Source organism: Thioclava sp. PTB-PU3-1 (genome assembly GCF_055666785.1).
This window is the reverse complement of sequence record NZ_JBVNVL010000005.1, coordinates 143,327-164,182: the sequence shown is the minus strand read 5'-3', so window position 1 is coordinate 164,182 and position 20,856 is coordinate 143,327. Positions and strand designations below refer to the sequence as shown.

21 protein-coding genes are annotated in these 20,856 nt (G+C 64.4%); 6 read left to right on the top strand and 15 right to left on the bottom strand.

The window, feature by feature from the left end; all coding sequences use genetic code 11:
• Positions 1 to 4: 4 nt before the first annotated feature.
• The gene (locus ACZ7GB_RS14490) at positions 5 to 439 is read left to right on the top strand and encodes a hypothetical protein (RefSeq protein ID WP_143593917.1); all 435 of its coding nucleotides are present in this window, start codon (positions 5 to 7) and stop codon (positions 437 to 439) included.
• A gap of 39 nt (positions 440 to 478) precedes the next feature.
• On the opposite strand, the gene ACZ7GB_RS14485 is transcribed toward ACZ7GB_RS14490, so the two are convergent.
• From ACZ7GB_RS14485 to ACZ7GB_RS14465, 5 genes are all read right to left on the bottom strand, one after another.
• The gene (locus tag ACZ7GB_RS14485; protein ID WP_472159239.1) at positions 479 to 1,153 is read right to left on the bottom strand and encodes a flagellar hook assembly protein FlgD; all 675 of its coding nucleotides are present in this window, start codon (positions 1,151 to 1,153) and stop codon (positions 479 to 481) included.
• Between the two features lie 10 nt (positions 1,154 to 1,163).
• Positions 1,164 to 2,531, bottom strand: coding sequence for a flagellar hook-length control protein FliK (locus tag ACZ7GB_RS14480; RefSeq protein WP_472159238.1), 1,368 nt, complete (start codon positions 2,529 to 2,531; stop codon positions 1,164 to 1,166).
• Positions 2,532 to 2,699: 168 nt separating this feature from the next.
• Positions 2,700 to 3,443: a sigma-70 family RNA polymerase sigma factor gene (locus tag ACZ7GB_RS14475; protein ID WP_472159236.1), complete on the bottom strand. Its 744-nt coding sequence runs from the start codon at positions 3,441 to 3,443 to the stop codon at positions 2,700 to 2,702.
• Positions 3,444 to 3,683: 240 nt separating this feature from the next.
• Positions 3,684 to 4,091, bottom strand: a complete 408-nt coding sequence (locus ACZ7GB_RS14470; RefSeq protein ID WP_146684022.1) for a hypothetical protein — start codon at positions 4,089 to 4,091, stop codon at positions 3,684 to 3,686.
• A 348-nt stretch (positions 4,092 to 4,439) separates the two neighbouring features.
• Positions 4,440 to 5,189, bottom strand: a complete 750-nt coding sequence (locus ACZ7GB_RS14465) for a winged helix-turn-helix transcriptional regulator (RefSeq protein WP_472159234.1) — start codon at positions 5,187 to 5,189, stop codon at positions 4,440 to 4,442.
• A gap of 322 nt (positions 5,190 to 5,511) precedes the next feature.
• Here ACZ7GB_RS14465 and ACZ7GB_RS14460 point away from each other — a divergent pair, with 322 nt between their 5' ends.
• The 3 genes from ACZ7GB_RS14460 to ACZ7GB_RS14450 all read left to right on the top strand — a co-directional run bounded on the left by ACZ7GB_RS14460 (position 5,512) and on the right by ACZ7GB_RS14450 (position 7,769).
• Positions 5,512 to 5,781: a MucR family transcriptional regulator gene (locus ACZ7GB_RS14460; protein WP_472159232.1), complete on the top strand. Its 270-nt coding sequence runs from the start codon at positions 5,512 to 5,514 to the stop codon at positions 5,779 to 5,781.
• Positions 5,782 to 5,950: 169 nt separating this feature from the next.
• Entirely contained in the window at positions 5,951 to 6,415 is a 465-nt protein-coding gene (locus ACZ7GB_RS14455) for a Ros/MucR family transcriptional regulator (RefSeq protein ID WP_078522010.1), read from the top strand.
• A gap of 199 nt (positions 6,416 to 6,614) precedes the next feature.
• The gene (locus ACZ7GB_RS14450; protein WP_472159231.1) at positions 6,615 to 7,769 is read left to right on the top strand and encodes a flagellar motor protein MotB; all 1,155 of its coding nucleotides are present in this window, start codon (positions 6,615 to 6,617) and stop codon (positions 7,767 to 7,769) included.
• Between the two features lie 76 nt (positions 7,770 to 7,845).
• Here the strand turns inward: ACZ7GB_RS14450 and dapA are convergent, their stop codons facing one another.
• Complete coding sequence (dapA, locus tag ACZ7GB_RS14445; protein WP_078522012.1) at positions 7,846 to 8,718, bottom strand: 4-hydroxy-tetrahydrodipicolinate synthase; 873 nt, start codon at positions 8,716 to 8,718, stop codon at positions 7,846 to 7,848.
• 157 nt (positions 8,719 to 8,875) lie between these two features.
• Here dapA and ACZ7GB_RS14440 point away from each other — a divergent pair, with 157 nt between their 5' ends.
• Entirely contained in the window at positions 8,876 to 10,819 is a 1,944-nt protein-coding gene (locus ACZ7GB_RS14440) for a lytic transglycosylase domain-containing protein (protein ID WP_472159230.1), read from the top strand.
• Between the two features lie 63 nt (positions 10,820 to 10,882).
• On the opposite strand, the gene ACZ7GB_RS14435 is transcribed toward ACZ7GB_RS14440, so the two are convergent.
• Positions 10,883 to 11,758 carry a DMT family transporter gene (locus tag ACZ7GB_RS14435; protein ID WP_078540295.1) on the bottom strand — a complete coding sequence of 292 codons (876 nt, stop codon included), beginning with the start codon at positions 11,756 to 11,758 and terminating at the stop codon, positions 10,883 to 10,885.
• Positions 11,751 to 12,425, bottom strand: coding sequence for a tRNA (5-methylaminomethyl-2-thiouridine)(34)-methyltransferase MnmC2 (gene mnmC2 / locus ACZ7GB_RS14430; RefSeq protein ID WP_472159228.1), 675 nt, complete (start codon positions 12,423 to 12,425; stop codon positions 11,751 to 11,753). The genes ACZ7GB_RS14435 and mnmC2 overlap by 8 nt, the downstream gene beginning before the upstream one ends.
• A gap of 49 nt (positions 12,426 to 12,474) precedes the next feature.
• Between mnmC2 and ACZ7GB_RS14425 the strand changes: the two genes are divergently transcribed.
• Positions 12,475 to 13,524, top strand: a complete 1,050-nt coding sequence (locus ACZ7GB_RS14425; protein WP_472159227.1) for an NAD(P)/FAD-dependent oxidoreductase — start codon at positions 12,475 to 12,477, stop codon at positions 13,522 to 13,524.
• 212 nt (positions 13,525 to 13,736) lie between these two features.
• Here ACZ7GB_RS14425 and ACZ7GB_RS14420 read toward each other — a convergent pair whose 3' ends face one another.
• The 7 genes from ACZ7GB_RS14420 to ACZ7GB_RS14390 form a co-directional block, all read right to left on the bottom strand.
• The gene (locus tag ACZ7GB_RS14420; protein WP_472159225.1) at positions 13,737 to 14,465 is read right to left on the bottom strand and encodes a sterol desaturase family protein; all 729 of its coding nucleotides are present in this window, start codon (positions 14,463 to 14,465) and stop codon (positions 13,737 to 13,739) included.
• Between the two features lie 90 nt (positions 14,466 to 14,555).
• Entirely contained in the window at positions 14,556 to 14,972 is a 417-nt protein-coding gene (locus ACZ7GB_RS14415; RefSeq protein WP_078545094.1) for a Na+/H+ antiporter subunit G, read from the bottom strand.
• Positions 14,973 to 14,979: 7 nt separating this feature from the next.
• Complete coding sequence (locus tag ACZ7GB_RS14410) at positions 14,980 to 15,249, bottom strand: K+/H+ antiporter subunit F (RefSeq protein ID WP_078522019.1); 270 nt, start codon at positions 15,247 to 15,249, stop codon at positions 14,980 to 14,982.
• On the bottom strand, positions 15,246 to 15,737 hold the full coding sequence (locus ACZ7GB_RS14405; RefSeq protein ID WP_078522020.1) for a Na+/H+ antiporter subunit E: 492 nt from the start codon (positions 15,735 to 15,737) through the stop codon (positions 15,246 to 15,248). Before ACZ7GB_RS14405 ends, ACZ7GB_RS14410 begins: the two co-directional genes overlap by 4 nt.
• Positions 15,738 to 15,750: 13 nt before the next feature.
• The gene (locus tag ACZ7GB_RS14400; RefSeq protein WP_152845234.1) at positions 15,751 to 17,466 is read right to left on the bottom strand and encodes a monovalent cation/H+ antiporter subunit D; all 1,716 of its coding nucleotides are present in this window, start codon (positions 17,464 to 17,466) and stop codon (positions 15,751 to 15,753) included.
• Positions 17,466 to 17,804 carry a Na+/H+ antiporter subunit C gene (locus tag ACZ7GB_RS14395; protein ID WP_078522021.1) on the bottom strand — a complete coding sequence of 113 codons (339 nt, stop codon included), beginning with the start codon at positions 17,802 to 17,804 and terminating at the stop codon, positions 17,466 to 17,468. Before ACZ7GB_RS14395 ends, ACZ7GB_RS14400 begins: the two co-directional genes overlap by 1 nt.
• Positions 17,804 to 20,800: a monovalent cation/H+ antiporter subunit A gene (locus ACZ7GB_RS14390; protein ID WP_472159222.1), complete on the bottom strand. Its 2,997-nt coding sequence runs from the start codon at positions 20,798 to 20,800 to the stop codon at positions 17,804 to 17,806. Before ACZ7GB_RS14390 ends, ACZ7GB_RS14395 begins: the two co-directional genes overlap by 1 nt.
• Positions 20,801 to 20,856: the final 56 nt, after the last annotated feature.

The following is a 20,856-nucleotide window of genomic DNA, read 5'->3' as shown; positions in this document are numbered from 1 at the left end:
ACCGATGCCGCGCTGGAGAACACTCGTGCTGCTCATCGTGGTGGTGCCAATCGTCGCGGCGGGCCTGGGCTATCTTGGCGGCAGCCAGATCGCGCCGGGGCCCAAAGCGCCCGAAGCCCCGCCCGAGCCTGCCCCGCGCGACATCGCGTTGGGGCCGATCACGGTCCCGATCTTCCGGGCCCGCGCGGTCAGCTATCTGACGGTCGATGTGACGCTGGTGCTGAAGGGGAAAGAGCTTCCCGATGGTCCGGCGCTCGTGCCGAAACTGCGCGACGAGACGCTCGATCTGCTGACCAGACTCGCGGATAATCGGATCTTCGAACCCGATACGGTCACGCCTGACGACCTCGTCCCGCTGCTCGAGCGCGGCCTCAAGGACCGTGTGCCCGGCCTACAATCGGCGAAGGTGAACAGCGCGGCGCCATTCAAGCAAGGATAGGAAAGCCCCGGTCGCGCACCGCGCCGGAGGACACTCGCGTCAGCCCGACACCGCAACGATGAGCGAGCTGGGCACTTCCTCGCCGTTGCGCAGAACCAGCGACTGCCCCTGCGACGAGAACCGCACCTGCTCGACCTGCGTGCTGGGATAGGTGTCGTAGGAAACCGCATTGCCATCGGTATCCTGCGCGTCAATCTCGACCCGGAACGTGTCATCGGGCACCGGCAGCCCCGCAGAATCGCGCCCGTCCCAGTTCAGCGCGATCTTCTCGCCCGAACGTCCGGGCAGGCCTGTGATCCGGCGCAGTTCGGTCCCGTCCTCCGTCTTGATGATCGCAGTCACCTTATCGGCGGGTGCGGCAAGCTCGTAGCTGGTGCTGGCCTGACCGTCGCGCAGCTCGATCCGGTCGGAGGCGAGCGACACCGTCTTGCCCATCAGGGCCACATCCGCCATCCCGCCCATCGCGCTCAACTTGGCGTCGATGGTCTTGAGGTTGGTATTGGTCTGCACCGATTGCTCGACCTGACTGAGCTGCGCCAGCTGCGAGACGAATTGCGTCGAGTCCATCGGCTTCAGCGGGTCCTGATTTTTGATCTGCGCCGTCAGCAGCTGGAGGAAGCTGTTGTAATCCGCCGAGAGCTTCGACTGCGCGGTGTTCGTCGCGGCATCGGTCGTGGCCGCGGCCGGATTGGTGCTTGTCGGGGAGATGCTCATCTGTGGCTCCTCAGGTCCTGATATCCAGTTGTCCGTCGTCGATGGTGGGCTGCCAATCGGCGCCCAGCACGGGGACGTCTTCGTCAATGCTCGCGCTCTGGCCGGAGGAGCGTTCTTCTCCACCTTCGCCATGACCGCCGAATTGCTCGAAATCGAGCGCGCCGCTATCCATCTGCAGGCCCTGCCCCGCCAAGATCGCCGCGAGCGTCTCGCGATCCCCGCGCAAGGCGCTCAGCACCGCCGGGCTTTCGGCCCGAACGACCACGTTGACCTGACCGCGCTTGTCACGCTCCACGTCGATTTCGATATCGCCCAGCCCGCGCGGGGTGAGCGCCACGCGGGTGCGTCCCTCCTGCAGATCGGCGCGGCGGAGTTGCGTTGCGACGAAGGCTGCAAAGCGCGGCGAGGGCTGGGCCGTAGCCTGCCCCGATTGCGCCGCCGCCTCGCTGCGGGCTGTGTGACTTGCGTCATGCTGCGTGAGCCGTGCCACGGCTGCATCGGGCAGAGCCCCGGCGCGGGCGGCCTCGGCGAATGGCTGCGCCGGTTTGGGATCGCCCTTGCCCGGCGCGGCGGATAGCACTGCCGCCTGCGCCTCGGTCTTGCCCGTCTTCCCCGCGCCGTTCGCGGCGGCTTCCAGAACGGCACGCACGCGCGGGTCCATGTCGTTCTGCGGGACCTCAGGCGCCAGTGGCGCGGGCGTCGCCCCGGCAAGCCCCTGCGGGACGGAGGTGATGACCTGCGGCTGCGACGCCTCAGGCTTCGGCTGCGCCGCCGGAGAGGAAAGGTCGCCCACAGAATGCGCGGGCATGAGACCGGCGACCGATTGGGTCTGCGTGCCGCCTTTTTGCGGCGATGCGGGCTCAGGCGGCTTCGTTTGCAGACCGAGCGAGACCAGAAGGCTCGCGAAGACCTCGTCGATCGTGTCGCTTTTGTCGTGCGCATGATCCGAAGCGGGCTTTGCCTCCGCGCCGCCCGCTTGCAACGGCATCCCTTTTAGCGCTTGGGCGAGCGCTTCCTGCAATTTCGTGCCATGCGCGGCGTCGAACTCGGCGAGCACCGTCGCGAGCGAGGTTCCCAGCTCTTTCAGCACCGCCTCGACCGGCTTGCCCTGCGCCAATTCTGCCAGCGCACCATCCCGAACCTTCTGCAGCTTCCCGGCCAGTTCGACCTGAAGCGCGGGATTCTCCGCGAGGATCGCCGCTGTCGCACCCTTGGGCGAGGCGGCCGCAGGCGACGCCCCCGCCTTCGCGGCACTACCCGCATCCGGTTGCGCGCCTTGCAAAAGCGATCCGAAGCCGGTCGCCTCCGATAACGGCTTCCGCCCGCCCCCTGCGCCAGAGGCCGTCGTCTTCAGCAATGTCGCAGCTATCGCGTCCATCTCATCGTCCTCGTCACATCAGCCCGGCATGCCTGTTCGCGCCCGTCCAAGGAACCCGACTGCGAGATCGGCGCGAGCACGCTTGTCGCACGCGGCATATTGCAAGGCAGTCCGGCGCCCGCGCGCCCATGCCCTGCGATCATCAGATGACGTGCCATCCCAGCCCTCTCAGTTCAGCATCGCGGGGCTGAACCCGCGCTTTTCAAGGCATCGCTTCAACCGGATGAGCGCGCGCTTTTCGACCTGCCGGGCGCGCTCGCGGCTCACCCCGAGATCGCGGGCCAGATCGTCGAGCGATTCCGGCGGCGTCTGCAGCTTGCGCCGCAGCACCATCTCGCGATCCGGCGCATCCAGATCGTCCAACGCATCTTGCAGAACCTCATGCGCCGCGCGTGCGGCGGACGCGGCCAGAGTCTGTTCCTCGGGTGTGAGGTCCGGGCTGCGCATCATTTCCATCATCTCGGCATCGCTGTCGTCGAACGACTTGGCATCCAGCGCCACCAGTCCGGTCAGAAGCTGGCTCGCCTCGGGATTGTCGAGCCGCCCCATCCGCGCATCGAGATAGACCCGCGCCGGCACATCGATCACCGTCTTGATCCGCGCGAGCGCATTGAGGACGCAGGTCATCACCCACCAGTGCGAATAGGTGGAGAACCGCACATCCTGCGTCAGATCGAACCGTTCGGCGGCGCGCATCAGACCAATGATGCCTTCCGCCACGAGGTCTTCGAGCTCGACCGGATTGGTCGCCCAGCGACGCGCCTGCGCATAGGCCTGACGGACATGCGAGCGCAGGAGAATTTCGAGAGAGTCCCGATCTCCGTATTCCTGCCAGCGCGAGATGGCCTGCCGTTCTTCTTCAACATTCAGAAATGGCGCATCAAGTGCAGCACGGAAGCTCAATGCAAACATTACTCCGCCTCTATCCGCTCTATCCTTGAAGAACAGAAGACCACGAGGGCATGTTTGGAGAAAGCTTTACTTGATTAAAGGCAAGTTAATCGGAGGCTTTTCTGGTTAACCTCGGATTAATGCCGCGGGAGGCCGCGCCGCCTCTCGAGACGGCGCGGCATTCTCATGACTTTGTCAGACTGGCTCGGTCCGCCAACCGAGCGCAGAACGCATCGCGGCCGTTTTCCACGGCCTTCGCGCTCACAGGTGACTGCCCGTCGCGGTCGCGCTGCGATCCCGCGCATCTTCGTGCAGCGAAAAGCCACCGCGTGCGGGCGACGCCATCGCCGGCAGCCGGAGGTCGATCGCACGGTCCCCAAAACCATGCTTCACCCCTGCGACTTGCGTCGGCTCGATCACCACGAGGCTTCCATAAGGCACCTCGATTCCAAGCTCTTCTGCAAGGATATCACCAAGCGAGATACCCGGCAGAAGCTCTTCGGCTTCGGGCAGCACGAGCAAGCTTGCATCCTTGCGAGTCGAGCGCAGCAAAACACTGTGCGCAGGCAGAAGCGCAGCCGCCACCAAACTTCCCTGAGACCCTGCGCCCGATGACGTTTGCGTCACCGAACCTTCCCAAATCTGCGCCAACAAATCGTTATTTTTCATGGACATCCCTAATCCCCGAGTCCCCAAATTCCAGTAACGGCAGATTACCAGCGATTCACGATCCGGTAAGGTTAAGGATTGTTAAACCGTAAGGCGAGTAAGGATAAATTCTACGTGAAGGCGGCGAACCGGTGACCGCCAAGTTATCCCCAGACCGACAACGGGCGAAGTGTTGGAAAGCCTATTTTTCATAGGCTCAAACACTATCGGTTGTGGGCACCCCCTCAACCATCCACAGCTTGTCGACGGTGCGACCACAGATTGTGTACTCACGATCAGTCGCCGAGATGTTAACAATTAATAGCTTGACAGCGACTACCGCTAAAACAGTCCCAGAGACTCAACAACTCAATCTGAAGTTGTAAGGCTGCGCGACTTCCCGACGGGAATCTCGTAGAACGAGTATCCAGCCGAACGCACTGTTTCCACGACATATCTCTCGCCAAACGCGTCACGCAGCTTCTTGCGAATCTTGGTGATGTGAACGTCGAATTTGCGATCACCATAGACCCACATGCAGTTGTCGATTCGTCGCGACAGCGCGTCCCGCGTGACGATTCGTCCGCCGCTCCGGATCAGCTCGATCATGATCTCCCCCTCCGTGGGGGTGAGCTGCACCGCCTCGACGGCATCAGGGCCGGTCAGGCGGTTTTCCTCGTCGATCTTGAGGCGAGCGACCCGCTTTTCTTCGCTCGGGAAGCTGATGGGCAGACTGTTGCCCGCCCGAAGCCAGAGACGCGCGGCCAATTCCCTTTGAGAATAAGGCTGCCTGATCACATCATCGGCGCCGGCCAGAATCATCTCGGCAGCAAGCTCTCCATCCGGAGTAGAGTCGACGAAGAAGATCAGGCTCTCCTTCGTACTGACGCGCGCAGTTCGGATCAGATCCGCGGCACCCTCTGCGTCGGCAAGGCTGATCAGTAAGATACATGGGGTTCCATGCAGCAGAATATATTGCTCGGCCTCAATCGCAGTTGCGAAGGGCAAAGCCTCCCAGCCGCAGCATGCGCGAAAGAAGTCGGCCAACTGTCCTTGCTTAGCGCCTTCTTCTGCTACGATGATGACGTTCTGTCTCCGCATGGCGTCCGAGCCAAACAAAAGGCAACTCCCCGTTTCCCTCAGCGCTTTCGGGGCGAAACTCAGGCCTCACGCCCATCCCCGTTGCACCGTCACTTCCGAATAACGCCGAGCGTCAAATTGGATGGCAGAGCATAAATCCGCCGAGCCTGACATCTTTGCATTTTCGAATTATTATCCCTGCGATATGCGATAATTCACGTGTTTTTGCCAGACAAGTCCAGCCTGTGCCTTGAAATAGGACGCATCGACGGACGTTCAGCGGAAAAATTGGATTTCTTTGACCTAACTTTAAGAATTTCTTCAATCTTTCCCATAAGAACAAAACCATGTGAGAGTAGACATGACGCAACAATCCCCGGCTTGTGCCGGCGCGCCCGCGACTTCCCGCACCCCGGCAGTGCCGATTTCGGAGAGTGTCTTTTCTGATCGGCTGATCTGCCTGGAGACGGGCCGCCCGATCAAGATGTTGAAGCGTCATCTTAAAAACCTGCTCGGAATGACCTTCGAGGAATATCGCGCCAAATGGGATTTGCCGCCGGACTATCCTACGAGCGCTCCGGACTATCAGCTCGCCAAGCATCGTTGGCGCACGCGCGACAAATTGGATTAATCACCGCCAGGACAGTCGAAGCACTCAACAGAACAATCCTGCGCAGAAAATATGTATTTGCAGGAAACCCAAGCACAGACACTCGCGTTTATTGACAGAAACGCATGTTGCACGTAACTTTCTCTACTAATCCGGGGATACTGCAAAATTTAAGCATTGGAGAGACCACATGTCGAAGGATCGGCCCACGGATGCAGCTAACATTATCGCGACAGTGGCTGCCGCCTATGCCGCCCGCGCGGATGTAACGGCGGATCAAGTGGTCGACCTCGTGGCGAAGCTCTCCGCGCAGTTTGGCGAGGAGCTGGGCGAGGCAAGCGCCTCTCATGCAACGGACACAGCCACGGCGAACGCCAGCCATGCACGCCCGCAACCCGCACTTCCTATTGAAGACGCGGTGACCGAGGATAAGGTCTTCTGCCTGTGCTGCGGGCGCGGCTTCAAGATGCTCAAACGCCATCTCGGCTCGGAACACGGATTGAGCGAAGACGAATATCGGACCCTGTTCAATCTGCCCGCCGATATGCCGCTTGTCGCCCCCAGCTATTCGGCGCGCAAAGCGGCCTATGCCAAGAAAGTCGGCCTGGGCAAGCACAGCCGCGACGACCTCGAAGCCTCGCTTCACGACGCCTGAGCGCGCGCGGGCCGCACAACGCCCGCCGCCCGAAAACGGTTCCAAAGCCACCATCGCGCGGCTTTGTTTCCAGATCATGAACGATTATCGCCCTCTTTTGGCCCATTTTTAATCCGACAACCCACAGTCAGGGGCTGCAGAAGACGTATGCCCTGAGAATACAGCTGGCTCCGGTCGGCGAGGTGGGAAAGGGCAATCCATGGCACGGTCGAACCAAGCGCCGATCATTGTGAAGCGGAGCGATGACGATCACGAATCCGAGCATCACGGCGGAGCGTGGAAGGTCGCCTACGCGGACTTCATGACCGCAATGATGGCCTTCTTCCTGCTGATGTGGATCCTGTCCGTGTCGGATGAAAACCAACTGACCGGGATCGCCGATTACTTCGCGCCGGCGAAAATCTCGATGCAGGCGCCCGGTGGCACCGGTCCGCTCGCTGGCGAGACGATCGGGCCGAAAGGCGTCTTGAACGCGTCGCGTGCCAATGATGCCATCCCCGCCAATCCCGGCGTCGGACAAGCGACCGATCCCTCGACCGAGATGGCCAACGCCTCTGGCAAATCCAAAGACACCACGCCCGACGCGACGACGGACAAGCTCGCAGCCGCGGCAATGGCAAAGACTGAGGCCGGCGACGCGACCGACGCGAAGACCGCCGCCGCCACGCCGCATGCTATTGACGACGCCCGCTTCGAGACGCTTCAGACCCGGATCACGCAAGCGATCCAGCACGTCCCGGACCTCCGCCCGCTGCAGCAGAACGTGTTGTTCCGGCGCACGCCGGACGGGCTGAATATCGAGGTCGTGGATCAGGCTGGCAAAGCCATGTTCGCCTCGGGCAGCGCGAAGATCGACGGGCCGACGTTGAAGCTGATGGATCAGCTCGGGCGCGCCCTCTCCGATCTGCCCAATGACGTGCTGATCGCGGGCCACACCGACTCGGTGCCCTATCAGAAAGCGGGCGGCACCTATGGGAACTGGGAGCTGTCCTCGGACCGCGCCAATGCGACGCGCCGGGCGCTCGTGACCGCCGGGGTCGCTCCGGAGCGCATCACCCGCGTCTCGGGCCTCTCGGACACCGATCCGCTGAAACCGGCAGAGCCCCGCGATCCTTCCAACCGCCGGATCACCGTGACCCTCGCCTATCTTCATCCGAAAACCGATGCGCCCGCGCCGACCGATACGGCGACGCCGCGGCTCGAGGCGAAGGCGGAACCCACGGCCCCGCAACCGGCCCCGGCAGTCGAACACGCGCCCCCCGAAGCTGCAGCGCCCGCCGCGCCGAGCACGTCGGAACAGCCGCAGAAATTCAGCTCCGTCGCGATGGACGATCTGCGCAGCGCTCTGCAATAAGCTTACCCGTCAAAGAAAAACGCCGGCGCGAACTTAATCGCGCCGGCGTTTTCTTGTCTTCGCTTGGGTCGGAACCTCAGATCAGACCGGCATGCGCCATCGCAGCGTCGATCGCTGTCTTCGTCTCGGGCAGAAGCTCGGTCAGCGGCAGACGCACTTCGGCCGAGCACATGCCCAGCTTCGACATCGCGTATTTCGCGCCCGCGACACCCGGCTCGAGGAAGATCGCCATGTGCAGCGGCATCAGCTTGTCCTGATAGCTCAGCGCCTTGGCGTAATCGCCCGCAAGCGTCGCCTCCTGGAACTCGGCACATAGCTTCGGCGCGACGTTCGCGGTGACCGAGATGCAGCCCACGCCGCCATGCGCGTTGAAGCCGAGCGCGGTCGCGTCCTCGCCCGAAAGCTGGATGAAATCGGGCCCGCAGGTCGCGCGCTGCATCGAGACACGCTCCAGCTTGCCGGTCGCGTCCTTCACACCGACGATGCGCGGCAGCTTGGCCAGCTCGCCCATCGTCTCGGGGATCATGTCGATCACCGAGCGGCCGGGGATGTTGTAGATCACGATCGGCAGCTCGCAGGCATCGTGCAGCGCACGGTAATGCTCGATCATGCCGCGCTGCGTCGGCTTGTTGTAATAGGGCGTCACGACGAGCGCCGCATCGGCCCCGGTTTCGGCCGCGTGCTGGATCAGACGGACGCCTTCGGCGGTCGAGTTCGAGCCCGCGCCCGCGATGATCGGGATACGCCCCTTCGCGGCTTTCACGACCTCGGTGATGACGGTCATATGCTCGGCATGGCTCACCGTCGGGCTTTCACCGGTGGTGCCGACCGGCACGAGGCCGTGGCTGCCCTGGTCGATATGCCACTCGACGAGTTTCTTGAGCGTGTCCAGATCCAGTTCGCCGTCCTTGAACGGCGTGACCAGTGCGGGAAGAGACCCTTTGAACATGACACGCTCCTTTTTTGGTTGGTCCGGGAAGGTGAGTCGTCCCGGCGGAAATCGGCCGGGTTATAGGCGGTTGCGCGACGGTTGCCAACTTGTGATTCATCCCCATCTGTGAGAGGCCCGTATCAAAGGGACAAACCCGCGACCACGAGCAGCCATTATGATCCGACGCCAGTTCCTCGCCGCACTTGCGGCTTCGAGTTTCGCGCTCTCGCCGGCCGCGCTTCGCGCCGCGAGTTCGGCGCTATCCGATGCTTTCGCCGCGGCCAATTCCGGCAACTGGGACGAGGCTGAAAATCTCGCGCGTCGCGTCGGCCCCTTGGGCTTCGATGTCATCGAGTGGAAACGCCTGCGCGACGGCGAAGGAGGCTTCGCCGACTATCTCGATTTCGCCACCCGCCGCGCCGATTGGCCCGGCATGCCGTGGCTGCGCGAGAAGGGCGAGGCCACGCTCGACGGCATCCCGCCGCGCGAGGTGATCGCCTATTTCAAACTTGGCCCGCCGCAGACCGGCACCGGCGCGCTGGCGTTGATCGGTGCGCATCTCGCTTTGGGGCAGAAGGCGCTGGCGGCTGAAGTCGCCAAGACCGCATGGCGCCAACTGCCGATGGACGGAGACGAGCAGGCGAAATTTCTCGCCGACTACCCTTCGCTTATCTCTGCCGATCATGGCGGGCGGATGCAGAACATGCTCGATCGCGGGCATCTGTCGGATGCGCGCCGGATGGTCGGCCTGGTCACGCCGGGCACCAGGGCTGTGGCCGAGGCGCGGATCGCCCTGCAGGCGCGCGAGCACGGCGTGGACGATCTCGTCGCCGCCGTGCCCCAATACATGGTCGAGCGTTCCGCCGGACTTGCCCGCGACCGCGCGATGTGGCGCTGGCGCGCCGGGTTGGAAGACGGTGCGGCAGAGCTGATCCTAGAGCGGTCGAAATCCGCAACCGATCTGGAAGACCCCGGCCTTTGGGCGACGCTGCGCGGCTATCAGGCGCGCTGGGACCTGCGCGCGGGCAATACGCAGCGCGCCTATGATCTGGCCTCCTCGCACCATCTGGAACCGGGCGGTGCGGATTACGCCGATCTCGAATGGGTCGCGGGCTATGCCGCGCTGAAACTGGGCCGTGCCGATACCGCCTACAGCCATTTCCACAACCTCGAAAAGGCGGTGGACGGGCCGATCTCCTCCGCGCGGGCATGGTATTGGCAGGGCCGCGCGCTGGAGGTTCTGGGCCGCAGCGAGGAAGCCAAGGCCGCATGGCGCAAAGGCGCGGAAAATCAGGACGCCTATTACGGGCTGCTGTCGGCGGAGCGGCTGAACCTGCCTCTGCCCGCGAATTTCGCCAAGGGCCCCGACCTGCCCGACTGGCGGCGCTACAAGCTGCGCCATTCTTCGGTCTTCAAGGCGGCGCAGCTGCTCTATGAGGCCGGGGAAAACGAGTTGGGTGCGCGCTTCGTGCTGCACCTCGAGGAAAGCCTCGGACCGGGCAATTTCGGTGCGCTAACGAATTTCGCGCTTGAGGAGGACGACACCTATCTCGCGCTAATCATCGGCAAACGCGCTGCGCTGAAGGGCGAGATCATCGCGCAGGCGCTCTGGCCGATCCCGGGGCTGACGAGCCACGATCTGGGCGTGCCGGAAGAAGTCGTCCTCGCGGTCGCCCGGCGCGAGAGCCAGTTCGCGATCGGCGTGGGCTCTCCGGTGGGCGCGCAGGGTCTGATGCAGCTCATGCCCGGCACCGCGAAGATGATGGCGGATAAAACCGGCCTGCCCTACGAGAAGGCGCGGCTGACGACGGATGCGACCTATAACCTCAAGCTCGGCGGCGCCTATCTGGCCGAGCTGCGCGACGAGTTCGGGCCGTCTTCGGTGCTGGTCGCCTCGGGCTACAACGCAGGGCCCGGACGGCCGCGCAACTGGATGGAAGATCGCGGCGACCCGCGGATCGGCACGGTCGACGTGATCGACTGGGTCGAGATGATTCCCTTCACCGAGACCCGCAACTACGTCATGCGCGTCTCCGAGGCGATCCCGCCCTATCGCGCGCGGCTGGGCAAGGGCGAGGTGAAATTCACCGACATCCTGCGCGGTGACGTGACCGATTGAGGGGCGCTGCCCCTCGGCCTGACGGCCTCACCCCGGAATTTTTGAACCAAGGCGAAAGGGCGGTTACGCCCCTTCGGCCACCACCCGCGCGCGCCAGAGGGTGAAGAGCCCCGCGCTGACCACGACGCCCGCGCCGATCACCACGTTCCACTCCAGCGACTCGCCGAAGACGACGACGCCCAGCGTCGAGGCGAAGACCAGTTGAAGATAGGCGAAGGGCTGGATCGCAGAGGCCTCGGCCACCTCATAGGCCTTGATCAGCAGGAAATGCCCGGTCGCGGCGGTGAAGCACAGCACGACCATCCACGCCCAGTCCGACGCGATCATGTTCTCCCAGTGCCAGATGCCGACCGCCGTGATTACCAGCGCCCCGATCACGCCGGTGTAGAAGAAGGACACCGAGGCCGGATCGACCCGACCCACATAGCGCGTCATCAGCGAGTAGAGCGCGAACAGCGTCGCCGCCGCCAGCGGGATCAGCGCATAGGGCGAGAACACACCGAAGCCGGGCTTGAGGATGATGAGCACCCCGATGAAGCCCACACCGATCGCCGCCACGCGCCGCCAGCCGACCTTCTCGCCCAGCACCGGCCCGGACAGTGCCGCAACCAGCAGCGGGTAGCAGGCGAAGACCGCATGGGAATGGACGAGCCCGAGATAGACGAAGGCCTGCACCATCACGACCACTTCGGTGATCAGGATGAGCGAGCGGATCACCTGCGCCCAAGGCAGGCCCGAGCGCGTCGCCCGCTTGATCCCGCCGGGGCTGCGCGCTGCGATCACCAGCACGAAGGCGGCGAAGAACCAGAAGCGCACCATCAGCGCCATGTAGACGTTATAGGTCTCGGCCAGATGGCGCGAGATGCCGTCCTGTAGCGCGAAGATGAAGGTCACCGCGACCATCAGCGCGATGCCGCGGCGGGTCGATTGTTCAACCATGTCTCACCCCGCGCGACATATGGCGTTTGCGCCCGAAGCCCGGGCTGCGGTTGACCTCGAAGCCCGCGGTTTCGAGAGCGCGGCGCACGAAGCCTGCCGCCGTATAGGTCGCGAATGTGCCGCCCGGCGACGTATGGGCGCCGACCTCGGCCATCAGATCGTCGCCCCAAAGCTCGGGGTTTTTCGCGGGCGAGAACCCGTCGAGGAACCACGCATCGGCCACGCTATCCCAAGCGGGCAGCGCCGTGCGGGCGTCCCCTTCGATTATCTCCACCGTGATCGGACCGAGTTGAAACTGGCGCTGCCCCGCAGCCCAAGCTTCCAGATAGGGACCGGCCACTGGCGCGACCTCCGGAAATGCCTCCAGCGCCCGCGCGATCTCGTCCGCCTCCATCGGATAGGCCTCGAAAGAAGTGAAGCGGATCGGGCAGTCCTCGGGGCAGGCCAGCCGCAGCGCGAGCAGGTTCAGCCCCGTGCCGAAGCCCAGCTCGGCCACGTGAAAACCCGGACGCAGCTGCGCAGGCAAATCATTGCCCGCCAGAAACACATGCCGCGTCTCGTCCAGACCGCCCGCAAGGCTGAAATAGGGATCGTCGAACCGCCGCGAGACCGGCACAAGGTCGTCGCGCCAATCGAGATCGGCTTTGCTCTGGTCAGGGGCGTTCATCGGGGATAGTCCACAGTCTCCGGCCCAGCCTTGAAGCAGGAGGCGCGAAATGACAAGCGGCAGACACGACATAACCGTGCGCGGCGGCGGCATCTTCGGCCTCGCGATCGCGTATCAGGCAGCAAAGCGCGGCGCGAAGGTCCGGCTGATCGAGCGCAGCCGCATCGGCGCGGGCAGTTCGGGCGGCCATGTCGGCGCGCTCGCCCCGCATGTGCCGGAGAACTGGAACCCCAAGAAACAGTTCCAATTCGAGAGCCTGCGCATGGCGGAAGCCTTCTGGGCCGAAGTGCAGCGCATTGGCGGCGGCGACCCGGGATATGCCCGCCTCGGGCGGCTACAGCCGTTGGCAGACGAGGCGCAGATCGCACGCGCCAAGGAGCGAGCGGCAGGGGCGGCCGAGCTGTGGCAGGGCTTCGCCACATGGCGCGTGGCCGAGGCCGCGGAATTCGGGGCCTTCGCACCGCCCTCGCCCACCGGGCTCGTGATCCATGACACGTTCACGGCGCGCGCCAACCCGCGCGCCGCCGGGGCCGCGCTGGTCGCGGCGCTCGACGCGATGGGCGCGGAGATCGTGATCGGCGAGGCCGAGGAGGTTGGTCCGGTCATCCACGCGACCGGCGCCGAAGGTCTGGCCGAGTTGAACGCGGTGGTCGGCAAAACCGTCGGCACCGGCGTGAAGGGCCAATCGGCGCTCTTCCGATACGCGGCTGGCGACGTGCCGCAACTCTTCGCGGAGAGCCTCCACATCATTCCCCATTCAGACGGCACGGTCGCGATCGGGTCGACCTCCGAGCGCGAATTCGACGCCCCAGACACGACCGATGCACAGCTCGACGCGCTGATTGAGAAAGCCCGCGCGCTTTGCCCGCCCCTCGCCGAGGCTCCGGTAATCGACCGTTGGGCCGGGGTGCGCCCGCGCGCCAAGTCGCGCGCGCCGATGTTGGGCGACTGGCCCGACCGTCCGGGGCATTTCATCGCCAATGGCGGGTTCAAGATCGGCTTCGGCATGGCGCCGAAAGTGGCCGAGGTGATGGCCGATCTGGTGCTGGAGGGGCGCGACACGATCCCCGAAGGCTTCCGCGTGACCGACAACCTGTAAGGGGCTCCGCCCCCGGCCTGCGGCCTCCCCCAGGATATTTCTCCCAAGAGGAAGAAAAACGCCCGGCTCGAACCCGTTTGCGGGCGGCAGGCCGGGCGCTTCCCCTTGGGCGGTCATCGGCGTCCCCGCCTGTTCCGCGAGATCAGGGTCAGGCGATTCTGGTTACGGAAGGTTTAACTTCCTCTTGGCGGAAATATCCCGGGGGGCGTGCGTCAGCGCGCGGGGGCAGCGCCCCCTCCGACACTCCCCGCCCGCAAGACCTCTGCCTCGGTGATCCCGAAGCGCGGCGCGAATTTCGCCCGTGCCGCGATCAGGCGCGGATCGTCAGGGCGCAGGCCCAGCGTGCGGATGAACTCGACGCGGCTCTGGGTCTTGAGCTGATCGCGCGAAATCGCGGTGCCCATCAGCCGGTCGATCACCTCGCCTCCGGCCGTGACGTGAAACCATTTCGAGAAGTCGCGGAAATGGTGCTGGTTGTGCAGCGTCGAGACATGGCGCTCGATCGCGGTCTTCTTCACGGTGACATGGGCGGTGGTGTGGAACCATTCATAGGCAAGGAAGGTGGCGGCTCCGCCAAGCGGCACGACGGCCACGGCGATATCGAACGCATAAGGCACGCCGATCAGCGACAGCACCGCCCAGAGAAGCGCGGTATTGCCCACGAGCACCGGCACGATCACCGAGAGCGGCGCAAACAGAAGCGGCCAGCAGGTCGGGAATTCGTGATGGCCGTAATGCACCCGGTAGAGCCAGTTGAAGGCCCATTGCCGCTTCGGCGGCGCCATGTGGAAGATGTAGCGGTGGAGCCCGTATTCGTTGAGCATCTGCGCCGGGATCCCCAGCAGCGCAACCGCCCAGAGCCACCAAGGCCCCTGCGCGATCCAATAGACCGCCGCGGCGACGACTGCGATCATCACCCAGATCGACAGATGGGACAGCATCAGCCGCATCCGCATCGCGAAAGTCTCCCGAAATCTCCTCCGGGGATCAGCCTGCCACGGGTTACGCGCGCGTCAAAGCGTTTCGCAACGTCAGTCGTTCTCGTGCGGGATGTTCTTTTCCCGCTCGACCGCCAGTTCGCCCTTCGAGGTATCGGCATCGGCGGTGTGCACCGCCCAGTCGCCCTCGCCTGCGGGCTTCGGCAGCTTCTCGGCCGGCCAGTCGCGGAAGATATTGGCCTTCGAGATGAAATGCGCGGTGATCGGGGCCGTCAGGAAGATGAAGATGGTGACCATCAGTTCGTGCAGGGTCAGGTGGCCCTGCTTCACCGCGAACCAGACCATCGAGGCGATCAGGATCGCGCCCACGCCCAGCGTCGCGGCCTTGGTCGGCGCGTGCAGACGGGTCATCGGGTCGGGCAGTTTGACCAGTCCGAAGCTGCCGACGAGGCCGAAGATGCCGCCGATCACGAGCAGCGCGGAAATCAGGATATCCCAAAACAGTTCCATCACGCCCTCACTCGATAATGTCGCCGCGCAGGATGAACTTGGCGAAGGAGACCGTCGCCACGAAACCCGTCATCGCATAGAGGATCGACGCCTCGAAGAAGAGCGCCGTGCCCTCCCAGATGCCGAACAGCACGATCATCGCGATCGCGTTGATCGCCATCGTGTCGAGCGCGAGAACCCGGTCGGTCACGCCCGGCGCCTTGACGACCCGGTAGAGGTTGAACAGCAGCGCCAGCGAATAGCAGGCGATGGCGAAGATCAGGGCATAGGTGATCATTCGAAAATCTCCTTCAGGCGGGCCTCGTAGCGGGACTTGATCTCGTCGCGCACCTCGTCGGCGTCGGGCGCATGCAGCGCGTGGACCAGCAGCGAGTGACCGTCGGCGGCCAGCTCCGCCGTCAGCGTCCCGGGCGTCATCGTGATCGTGCCCGCCAGCACCGTCACCGCCTCGGGCGTGACGATGTCGAGGGGCACCGTGACCCAGGCGGGGTGCAGCTTGGAATTGGGCATGAAGAGCACGATCTTCGCCACGGTGATATTCGCGACGATGATATCCCAGATCACGATGAAGATGTACTCGATGATCTTCAGCGGCTTCGCGAAACGCGGGCGCGCGGGCCAGTAGGGTGCGGTGATCCACGGGATCACGAGACCGACGAGGATCGCGAAGACCAGCGAATTGAGCGTGTAGCTATTGGCCAGCATCAGCCAGACCATCACCAGCGTGACGGTCAGGTAGGGGTGGGGAAGGATCTTGCGGATCATCTCTTTGCTCCCCTCAATGCGCCGCGGCGGGGGCGTCCTGCCCCGTCTCGGTTCCGGTGTGGGTGTCGGCCTGATCGGCGGGCTGAGCGTCGGCATGCGGGTCGGCGGCACTGGTGTCGCCGCCATGGCCGTCCTCGGCCTGCATTTCCTCGCTCACTTCCATATGGCCATGCTCATGGGCGCCGATGCGTGCCGCCTCCTGTGCGCGCTCTTCCGCGCCGGCGAGAACCGCGTCGATATATTGCGACGGCGTGAACAGCTGCGCGGAGGTGCCCTGCAGCCAGGTGCTCGCAGGTCCGGCCAGCGCGGTCAGCGCCACCGACCCGGCCAGCAGGATACCGGTCGCGGTAAAGGCGAGGCCCGGAGAACTCGCATCCTTCGGCGCGGGCGGCAGATCGTCCTCCTCGGCCTCGACCGCGTAGGAGCGCCAGAACACTTGGCTACCCGCACGGGCATAGCCCACGATGGCGATCAGCGAGGTCACGAGAACCGTCGCCCAAAGCGCCCATTGGCCGCGCGTCGCATCGAGGATCATCAGCTTGCCGAGGAAGCCCGAGAGCGGCGGCATCCCGGCCATCGCGATTGCGCCCATGAAGAACATGCCCGCCATCAGCCCGTGGTTCTTCATCAGTGGCGCATCGGTAAAGCCGAGCCCCCAGCGCCCGCGCCGCTCGCGCACGAGATCGGCGATCAGGAACATCGCGCCGGCGGTCAGCGTCGAGTGGATCATGTAGTAAAGGCCCGCCGAAGTGGCGCCTTGGGTGAATTGCGCAAATGCCAGCATCATCGTCCCGACCGAGCCGATCACCGCATAGGCGACCGTGCGGCCCATATCGCGAGCGCCGAGAATGCCGATCATCCCGATCGCGATCGTCAGGAAGGCCGAAGGCAGCAGGATGTCATGGGCAAGCGTGCCGATCGTGCCGGTGATCGGGAAGATCAGCGTATAGACGCGGACGATTGCGTAGGTGCCGACCTTGGTCATGATTGCAAACAGCGCTGCCACCGGGCCGGGCGCGTTCGTGTAGGTCGCGGGCAGCCAGAATTGCAGCGGCACCAGCGCGGCCTTGACCGCGAAGACCAACATCAGAAGCGCCGCACCGACCTTGATCAGCGCCGTCTGCTCGGTCGGCATCTCGGCCACCTTCACCGCGAGATCCGCCATGTTGAGCGTGCCGGCCGTCGCGTAGATCGTCCCCAGCGCGAAGAGGAACAGCGTCGAGCCCGCGAGGTTGTAGACCACGTATTGTACGCCCGATTTCAGCCGCGCGCGCCCGCCGCCATGGATCATCAGACCGTAGGAGGCGATCAGCAGAACCTCGAAGAAGACGAACAGGTTGAACGCGTCGCCCGTCAGGAAGGCGCCGTTGATCCCCATCATCTGGAACTGCATCAGCGAGTGGAAATGCCAGCCGCGCTTGTCCCAGCCAGAGCCGATCGCATAGAGCACGATCACGAGGCCGAGGATCGAGGTCAGCAGCAGCATCAGCGCCGACAGCCGGTCGAGGACCAGCACGATGCCATAGGGCGGCTCCCAGTTGCCGAGGCGATAGACCTCGGGCGGGCCCATCGAGGCCGACACCATCAGCACGATGGCCAGCACCAGCAGCGCCGACATGCCGAGGATCGAGGCCACGCGCTGCGTGACCAGATCGTAGCGCATCCACAGCACGATCAGCGGCGCGAGCATCGCCGGGATCAGGACGGGCGCGATGATCCAATGCTCCATCATTGGCCGTCCTCCTCTTCCTCGAGGTCGATGCGGTCATTGCCCGCCTCGATGAAGGCCCCAAGCGCGAGCATCACCACGACCGCCGTCATCCCGAAGGAGATCACGATCGCGGTCAGGACCAGCGCCTGCGGGATCGGGTCGGTATAGGAGGTGACGCCGTCGCGCAGGATCGGCGGCTGGTTGATCACCAGACGACCGGTGGCGAACAGGAACACGTTCACCGCGTAGGACAGCAGCGACATGCCCACCACCACGGGGAAGGTGCGCAGACGCAGGATCATGTAGATGCCGGCGGCGGTCAGCACGCCGATGGCCGATGCAACGAGCACTTCCATCAGTGATCGCCCCCGTTGGTCTTCTTGTTCTCGTGCACGGTGTCACGCTCGTTCTGGGTGGCTTCGCGCGCGGCGCGGGCGGTCTTCCACCAGCGGCGCGGCACTTTGGCTTCAGGCGGATAGGGCCCGGCCGAGAGCGGCGCGAGCACGCGGGCCTCGGGTTTCTCGGCCGCGATATGCGCGCCCTCCTCGCCGCCTTCCTCGCCCATCGCGGCGCGGCGTGCGAGGCGGCTCAGCCCGCCAAGCGCCAGCATCACCGAGCCCACGACGCCGAGGAACACGCCGAGGTCGAAGCCCGCAGCGGTCGCCAGCTCGAACTTGTCGAGGCCGGGCAGTTTCACATAGCCGAAATCGGAGGTCAGGAAGGGCATGTCGTTGAAGAAGGCCCCGGCCCCGGTGATCCCTGCGACCAGCACGCCGGAGGCGATCAGCACGTGGTAATAGACCTTCTGGCGCGCCTGCGTCCACGCGAAGCCCGAGGCCATGTATTGCGTCACCAGCGCGATCGCGACGACGAGACCGGCGATGAAGCCGCCGCCGGGCTCATTGTGGCCGCGCAGGAAGATATAGAGCCCCACGACCAGCGCGATCGGCATCATCACCCGCGTCACGATCAGCAGCATCAGCGGGTGCTTGTCGCCGCCACGCGGCACGTCGGGGCGCCATGCGATCAGTTTGCGCGAGGACGCGCCCTGCAGCAGCGCCTCGGTCAGCGCGAAGATCACCAGCGCGGCGATGCCCAGCACCGTGATCTCGCCGAAGGTATCGTAGCCACGGAAGTCCACGAGGATCACGTTCACCACGTTGTCCCCGCCCGCAAGGTTGTAGCTGTTGTCGAGCATGTAGCCGGACATCGTCGGGAAGGCGAAATCGCGGGTCAGCAGGGCGTAGATCAGCCCCGAGACCGCAACGCCCGCCGCGACCGAAAGCCCCACGTCGAAGCCGATCTTCATCCGGCTGGATTCGATCGAGGTGATCTTCGGCAGGAAGTTCAGCGCGAGAAGCATCAGCACCGTCGTCACGATCTCGACCGAGATCTGCGTCAGCGCGAGGTCGGGCGCCGAGAGGAAGATGAAGGAGATCGAGACGGTCAGGCCGACGATCCCGATCAGCACCAGCGCGAGGATGCGGTTGTGATGGAAGGCCACGATACACATCGTGGCCGTCAGCAGCAGCAGCCACGAGGTCACCGCCGCGCCGTTCACCGGCGTCAGCGCACGTGTCTGCGGTCCCAGCGTGCCGCTCATGAAGGCATAGAGCCCCACCCCGACCGCGGTTATCGTGAACAGCATCAGGTAACGCGCCATCGCGCCGGTATGCAGCCCTTGGGTGATCCAGGCCGCAAGGCTCTGCACCTTCGCGACCACCCAGTCGAACATCGCCTTGGCCTCGGGGCGCGGAGTGGCGTCCCAGAGGCGCTGGAACGGGCGATGCGCGGCGAGCAGAGCGATACCGCCGGTGACGGCAATGGCCGACATGATCAGCGCGGGCGTGACGCCGTGCCAGATCTTCAGCTCGTGCATGTGATAGCCGCCACCGACGACCGCATTGGTCGCCATCTGGACATAGCCGCCCGCCACCGCCATCGGGAACAGACCGATCGCGATCACGAGGAAAGCGAGGAAGGCCGGGCTGATCCACATGCCGAAGGGCGGATCATGCGGGGTCTTCGGCAGATTCTCCGGCGGCGGGCCGAAGAAGCCGTGACTGATGAAACGGAACGCATAGGTGGCCGAGAACAGCGCCGCGATGGTGGCCAGCACCGGGATCAGCCAGCTATTGTCGAGCCACTTCGTATGGGCTGCGGCCTCCAGCATCATCTCTTTCGACAGGAACCCGTTGAAGAAGGGGATACCGGCCATCGACAACGCCGCGATGGTCGCGATCACGAAGGTGATCGGCATCAGCTTGCGCAGCCCCGAGACGCGGGTCAGGTCACGCGTGCCCGCCTCGTGATCGACGATGCCCGCCGACATGAAGAGCGCCGCCTTGAAGGTCGCGTGGTTGATGATGTGGAACACGGCGGCCAGCGCCCCGGCTTCGGTCCCTAGTCCCAGCATGAAGGTTATGAGCCCCAGATGCGAGACGGTCGAGAAGGCCAGCAGCGCCTTCATGTCGTGTTTGAAGATCGCGATTTTCGCGGCGATCAGCATGGTGATCAAACCAACGCTCGCGACGATATAGAACCATTCCGGCGTGCCCGAGAGCACCGGCCACATACGGGCCATCAGGAACAGCCCCGCCTTCACCATCGTGGCGGAGTGTAGATAGGCCGAGACGGGCGTCGGCGCCGCCATCGCGTGCGGCAGCCAGAAATGGAACGGGAACTGCGCGGATTTGGTGAAAGCGCCGCCGAGGATCAGCAGCAGAGCCGGGATGTAATAGGGGCTCGCCTGAATGGCGTCCTTGTGCTGCAGGATTTCCGAGATGTCGTAGCTGCCCGCGATATTGCCGAGGATCAGCATGCCCGCGATCATCGACAGACCGCCCAGACCGGTCACGGTCAGAGCCATACGCGCGCCCTGACGGCCCGCGGGCAGGTGCTTCCAATAGCCGATGAGCAGGAAGGAGCTAAGCGAGGTCAGCTCCCAGAAGATCAGCAAAAGCAGTATGTTGTCCGAAAGGACGATGCCCACCATCGCGCCCTGGAACAACAGCAAATAGGTGTAGAACTGGCCGACCGGGTCCTTGTTCGACAGGTAGAACCGCGCATAGAGGATGATCAGCAACCCGATCCCGAGGATCAACGTCGCGAACAGCATCCCCAGACCGTCGATCCAGAAATTCACGTTCAGGCCCAGCCAGGGCAGCCAGTCGATCTTGGTCTCGACGACACCACCCGCCATCACGGTCGGCAGGTTCAGCAACAACCCGAGCAGCGCCAGCCCCGTAAACAGGGCCGAAACCGCGGCGGCATTGGTGCGTCCGGTGCGGATAAGGATCGACGGCATGGCTGCGCCCAGGAAGGGCAAAGCGGCGATCAAGGCAGGCGACATCTTCTCTCCGGTCCGTTCTTTGGCGGGCCTTGGGGCGATGGATGCGACCGCACTCT

What these genes read in the sequence shown, in the direction of transcription:
- ACZ7GB_RS14470 (WP_146684022.1), bottom strand. Translation starts at nt 4,091, where the DNA reads ATGAAAAATAACGATTTGTTGGCGCAGATTTGGGAAGGTTCGGTGACG.
- mnmC2 (WP_472159228.1), bottom strand. Translation starts at nt 12,425, where the DNA reads ATGAACGCCCCTGACCAGAGCAAAGCCGATCTCGATTGGCGCGACGAC.
- ACZ7GB_RS14460 (WP_472159232.1), top strand. Translation starts at nt 5,512, where the DNA reads ATGACGCAACAATCCCCGGCTTGTGCCGGCGCGCCCGCGACTTCCCGC.
- ACZ7GB_RS14405 (WP_078522020.1), bottom strand. Translation starts at nt 15,737, where the DNA reads ATGATCCGCAAGATCCTTCCCCACCCCTACCTGACCGTCACGCTGGTG.
- ACZ7GB_RS14395 (WP_078522021.1), bottom strand. Translation starts at nt 17,804, where the DNA reads ATGGAAGTGCTCGTTGCATCGGCCATCGGCGTGCTGACCGCCGCCGGC.
- ACZ7GB_RS14410 (WP_078522019.1), bottom strand. Translation starts at nt 15,249, where the DNA reads ATGATCACCTATGCCCTGATCTTCGCCATCGCCTGCTATTCGCTGGCG.
- dapA (WP_078522012.1), bottom strand. Translation starts at nt 8,718, where the DNA reads ATGTTCAAAGGGTCTCTTCCCGCACTGGTCACGCCGTTCAAGGACGGC.
- ACZ7GB_RS14440 (WP_472159230.1), top strand. Translation starts at nt 8,876, where the DNA reads ATGATCCGACGCCAGTTCCTCGCCGCACTTGCGGCTTCGAGTTTCGCG.
- ACZ7GB_RS14415 (WP_078545094.1), bottom strand. Translation starts at nt 14,972, where the DNA reads ATGGAACTGTTTTGGGATATCCTGATTTCCGCGCTGCTCGTGATCGGC.
- ACZ7GB_RS14450 (WP_472159231.1), top strand. Translation starts at nt 6,615, where the DNA reads ATGGCACGGTCGAACCAAGCGCCGATCATTGTGAAGCGGAGCGATGAC.
- ACZ7GB_RS14475 (WP_472159236.1), bottom strand. Translation starts at nt 3,443, where the DNA reads ATGTTTGCATTGAGCTTCCGTGCTGCACTTGATGCGCCATTTCTGAAT.
- ACZ7GB_RS14390 (WP_472159222.1), bottom strand. Translation starts at nt 20,800, where the DNA reads ATGTCGCCTGCCTTGATCGCCGCTTTGCCCTTCCTGGGCGCAGCCATG.
- ACZ7GB_RS14490 (WP_143593917.1), top strand. Translation starts at nt 5, where the DNA reads ATGCCGCGCTGGAGAACACTCGTGCTGCTCATCGTGGTGGTGCCAATC.
- ACZ7GB_RS14435 (WP_078540295.1), bottom strand. Translation starts at nt 11,758, where the DNA reads ATGGTTGAACAATCGACCCGCCGCGGCATCGCGCTGATGGTCGCGGTG.
- ACZ7GB_RS14455 (WP_078522010.1), top strand. Translation starts at nt 5,951, where the DNA reads ATGTCGAAGGATCGGCCCACGGATGCAGCTAACATTATCGCGACAGTG.
- ACZ7GB_RS14420 (WP_472159225.1), bottom strand. Translation starts at nt 14,465, where the DNA reads ATGCTGTCCCATCTGTCGATCTGGGTGATGATCGCAGTCGTCGCCGCG.
- ACZ7GB_RS14400 (WP_152845234.1), bottom strand. Translation starts at nt 17,466, where the DNA reads ATGGAGCATTGGATCATCGCGCCCGTCCTGATCCCGGCGATGCTCGCG.
- ACZ7GB_RS14425 (WP_472159227.1), top strand. Translation starts at nt 12,475, where the DNA reads ATGACAAGCGGCAGACACGACATAACCGTGCGCGGCGGCGGCATCTTC.
- ACZ7GB_RS14485 (WP_472159239.1), bottom strand. Translation starts at nt 1,153, where the DNA reads ATGAGCATCTCCCCGACAAGCACCAATCCGGCCGCGGCCACGACCGAT.
- ACZ7GB_RS14480 (WP_472159238.1), bottom strand. Translation starts at nt 2,531, where the DNA reads ATGGACGCGATAGCTGCGACATTGCTGAAGACGACGGCCTCTGGCGCA.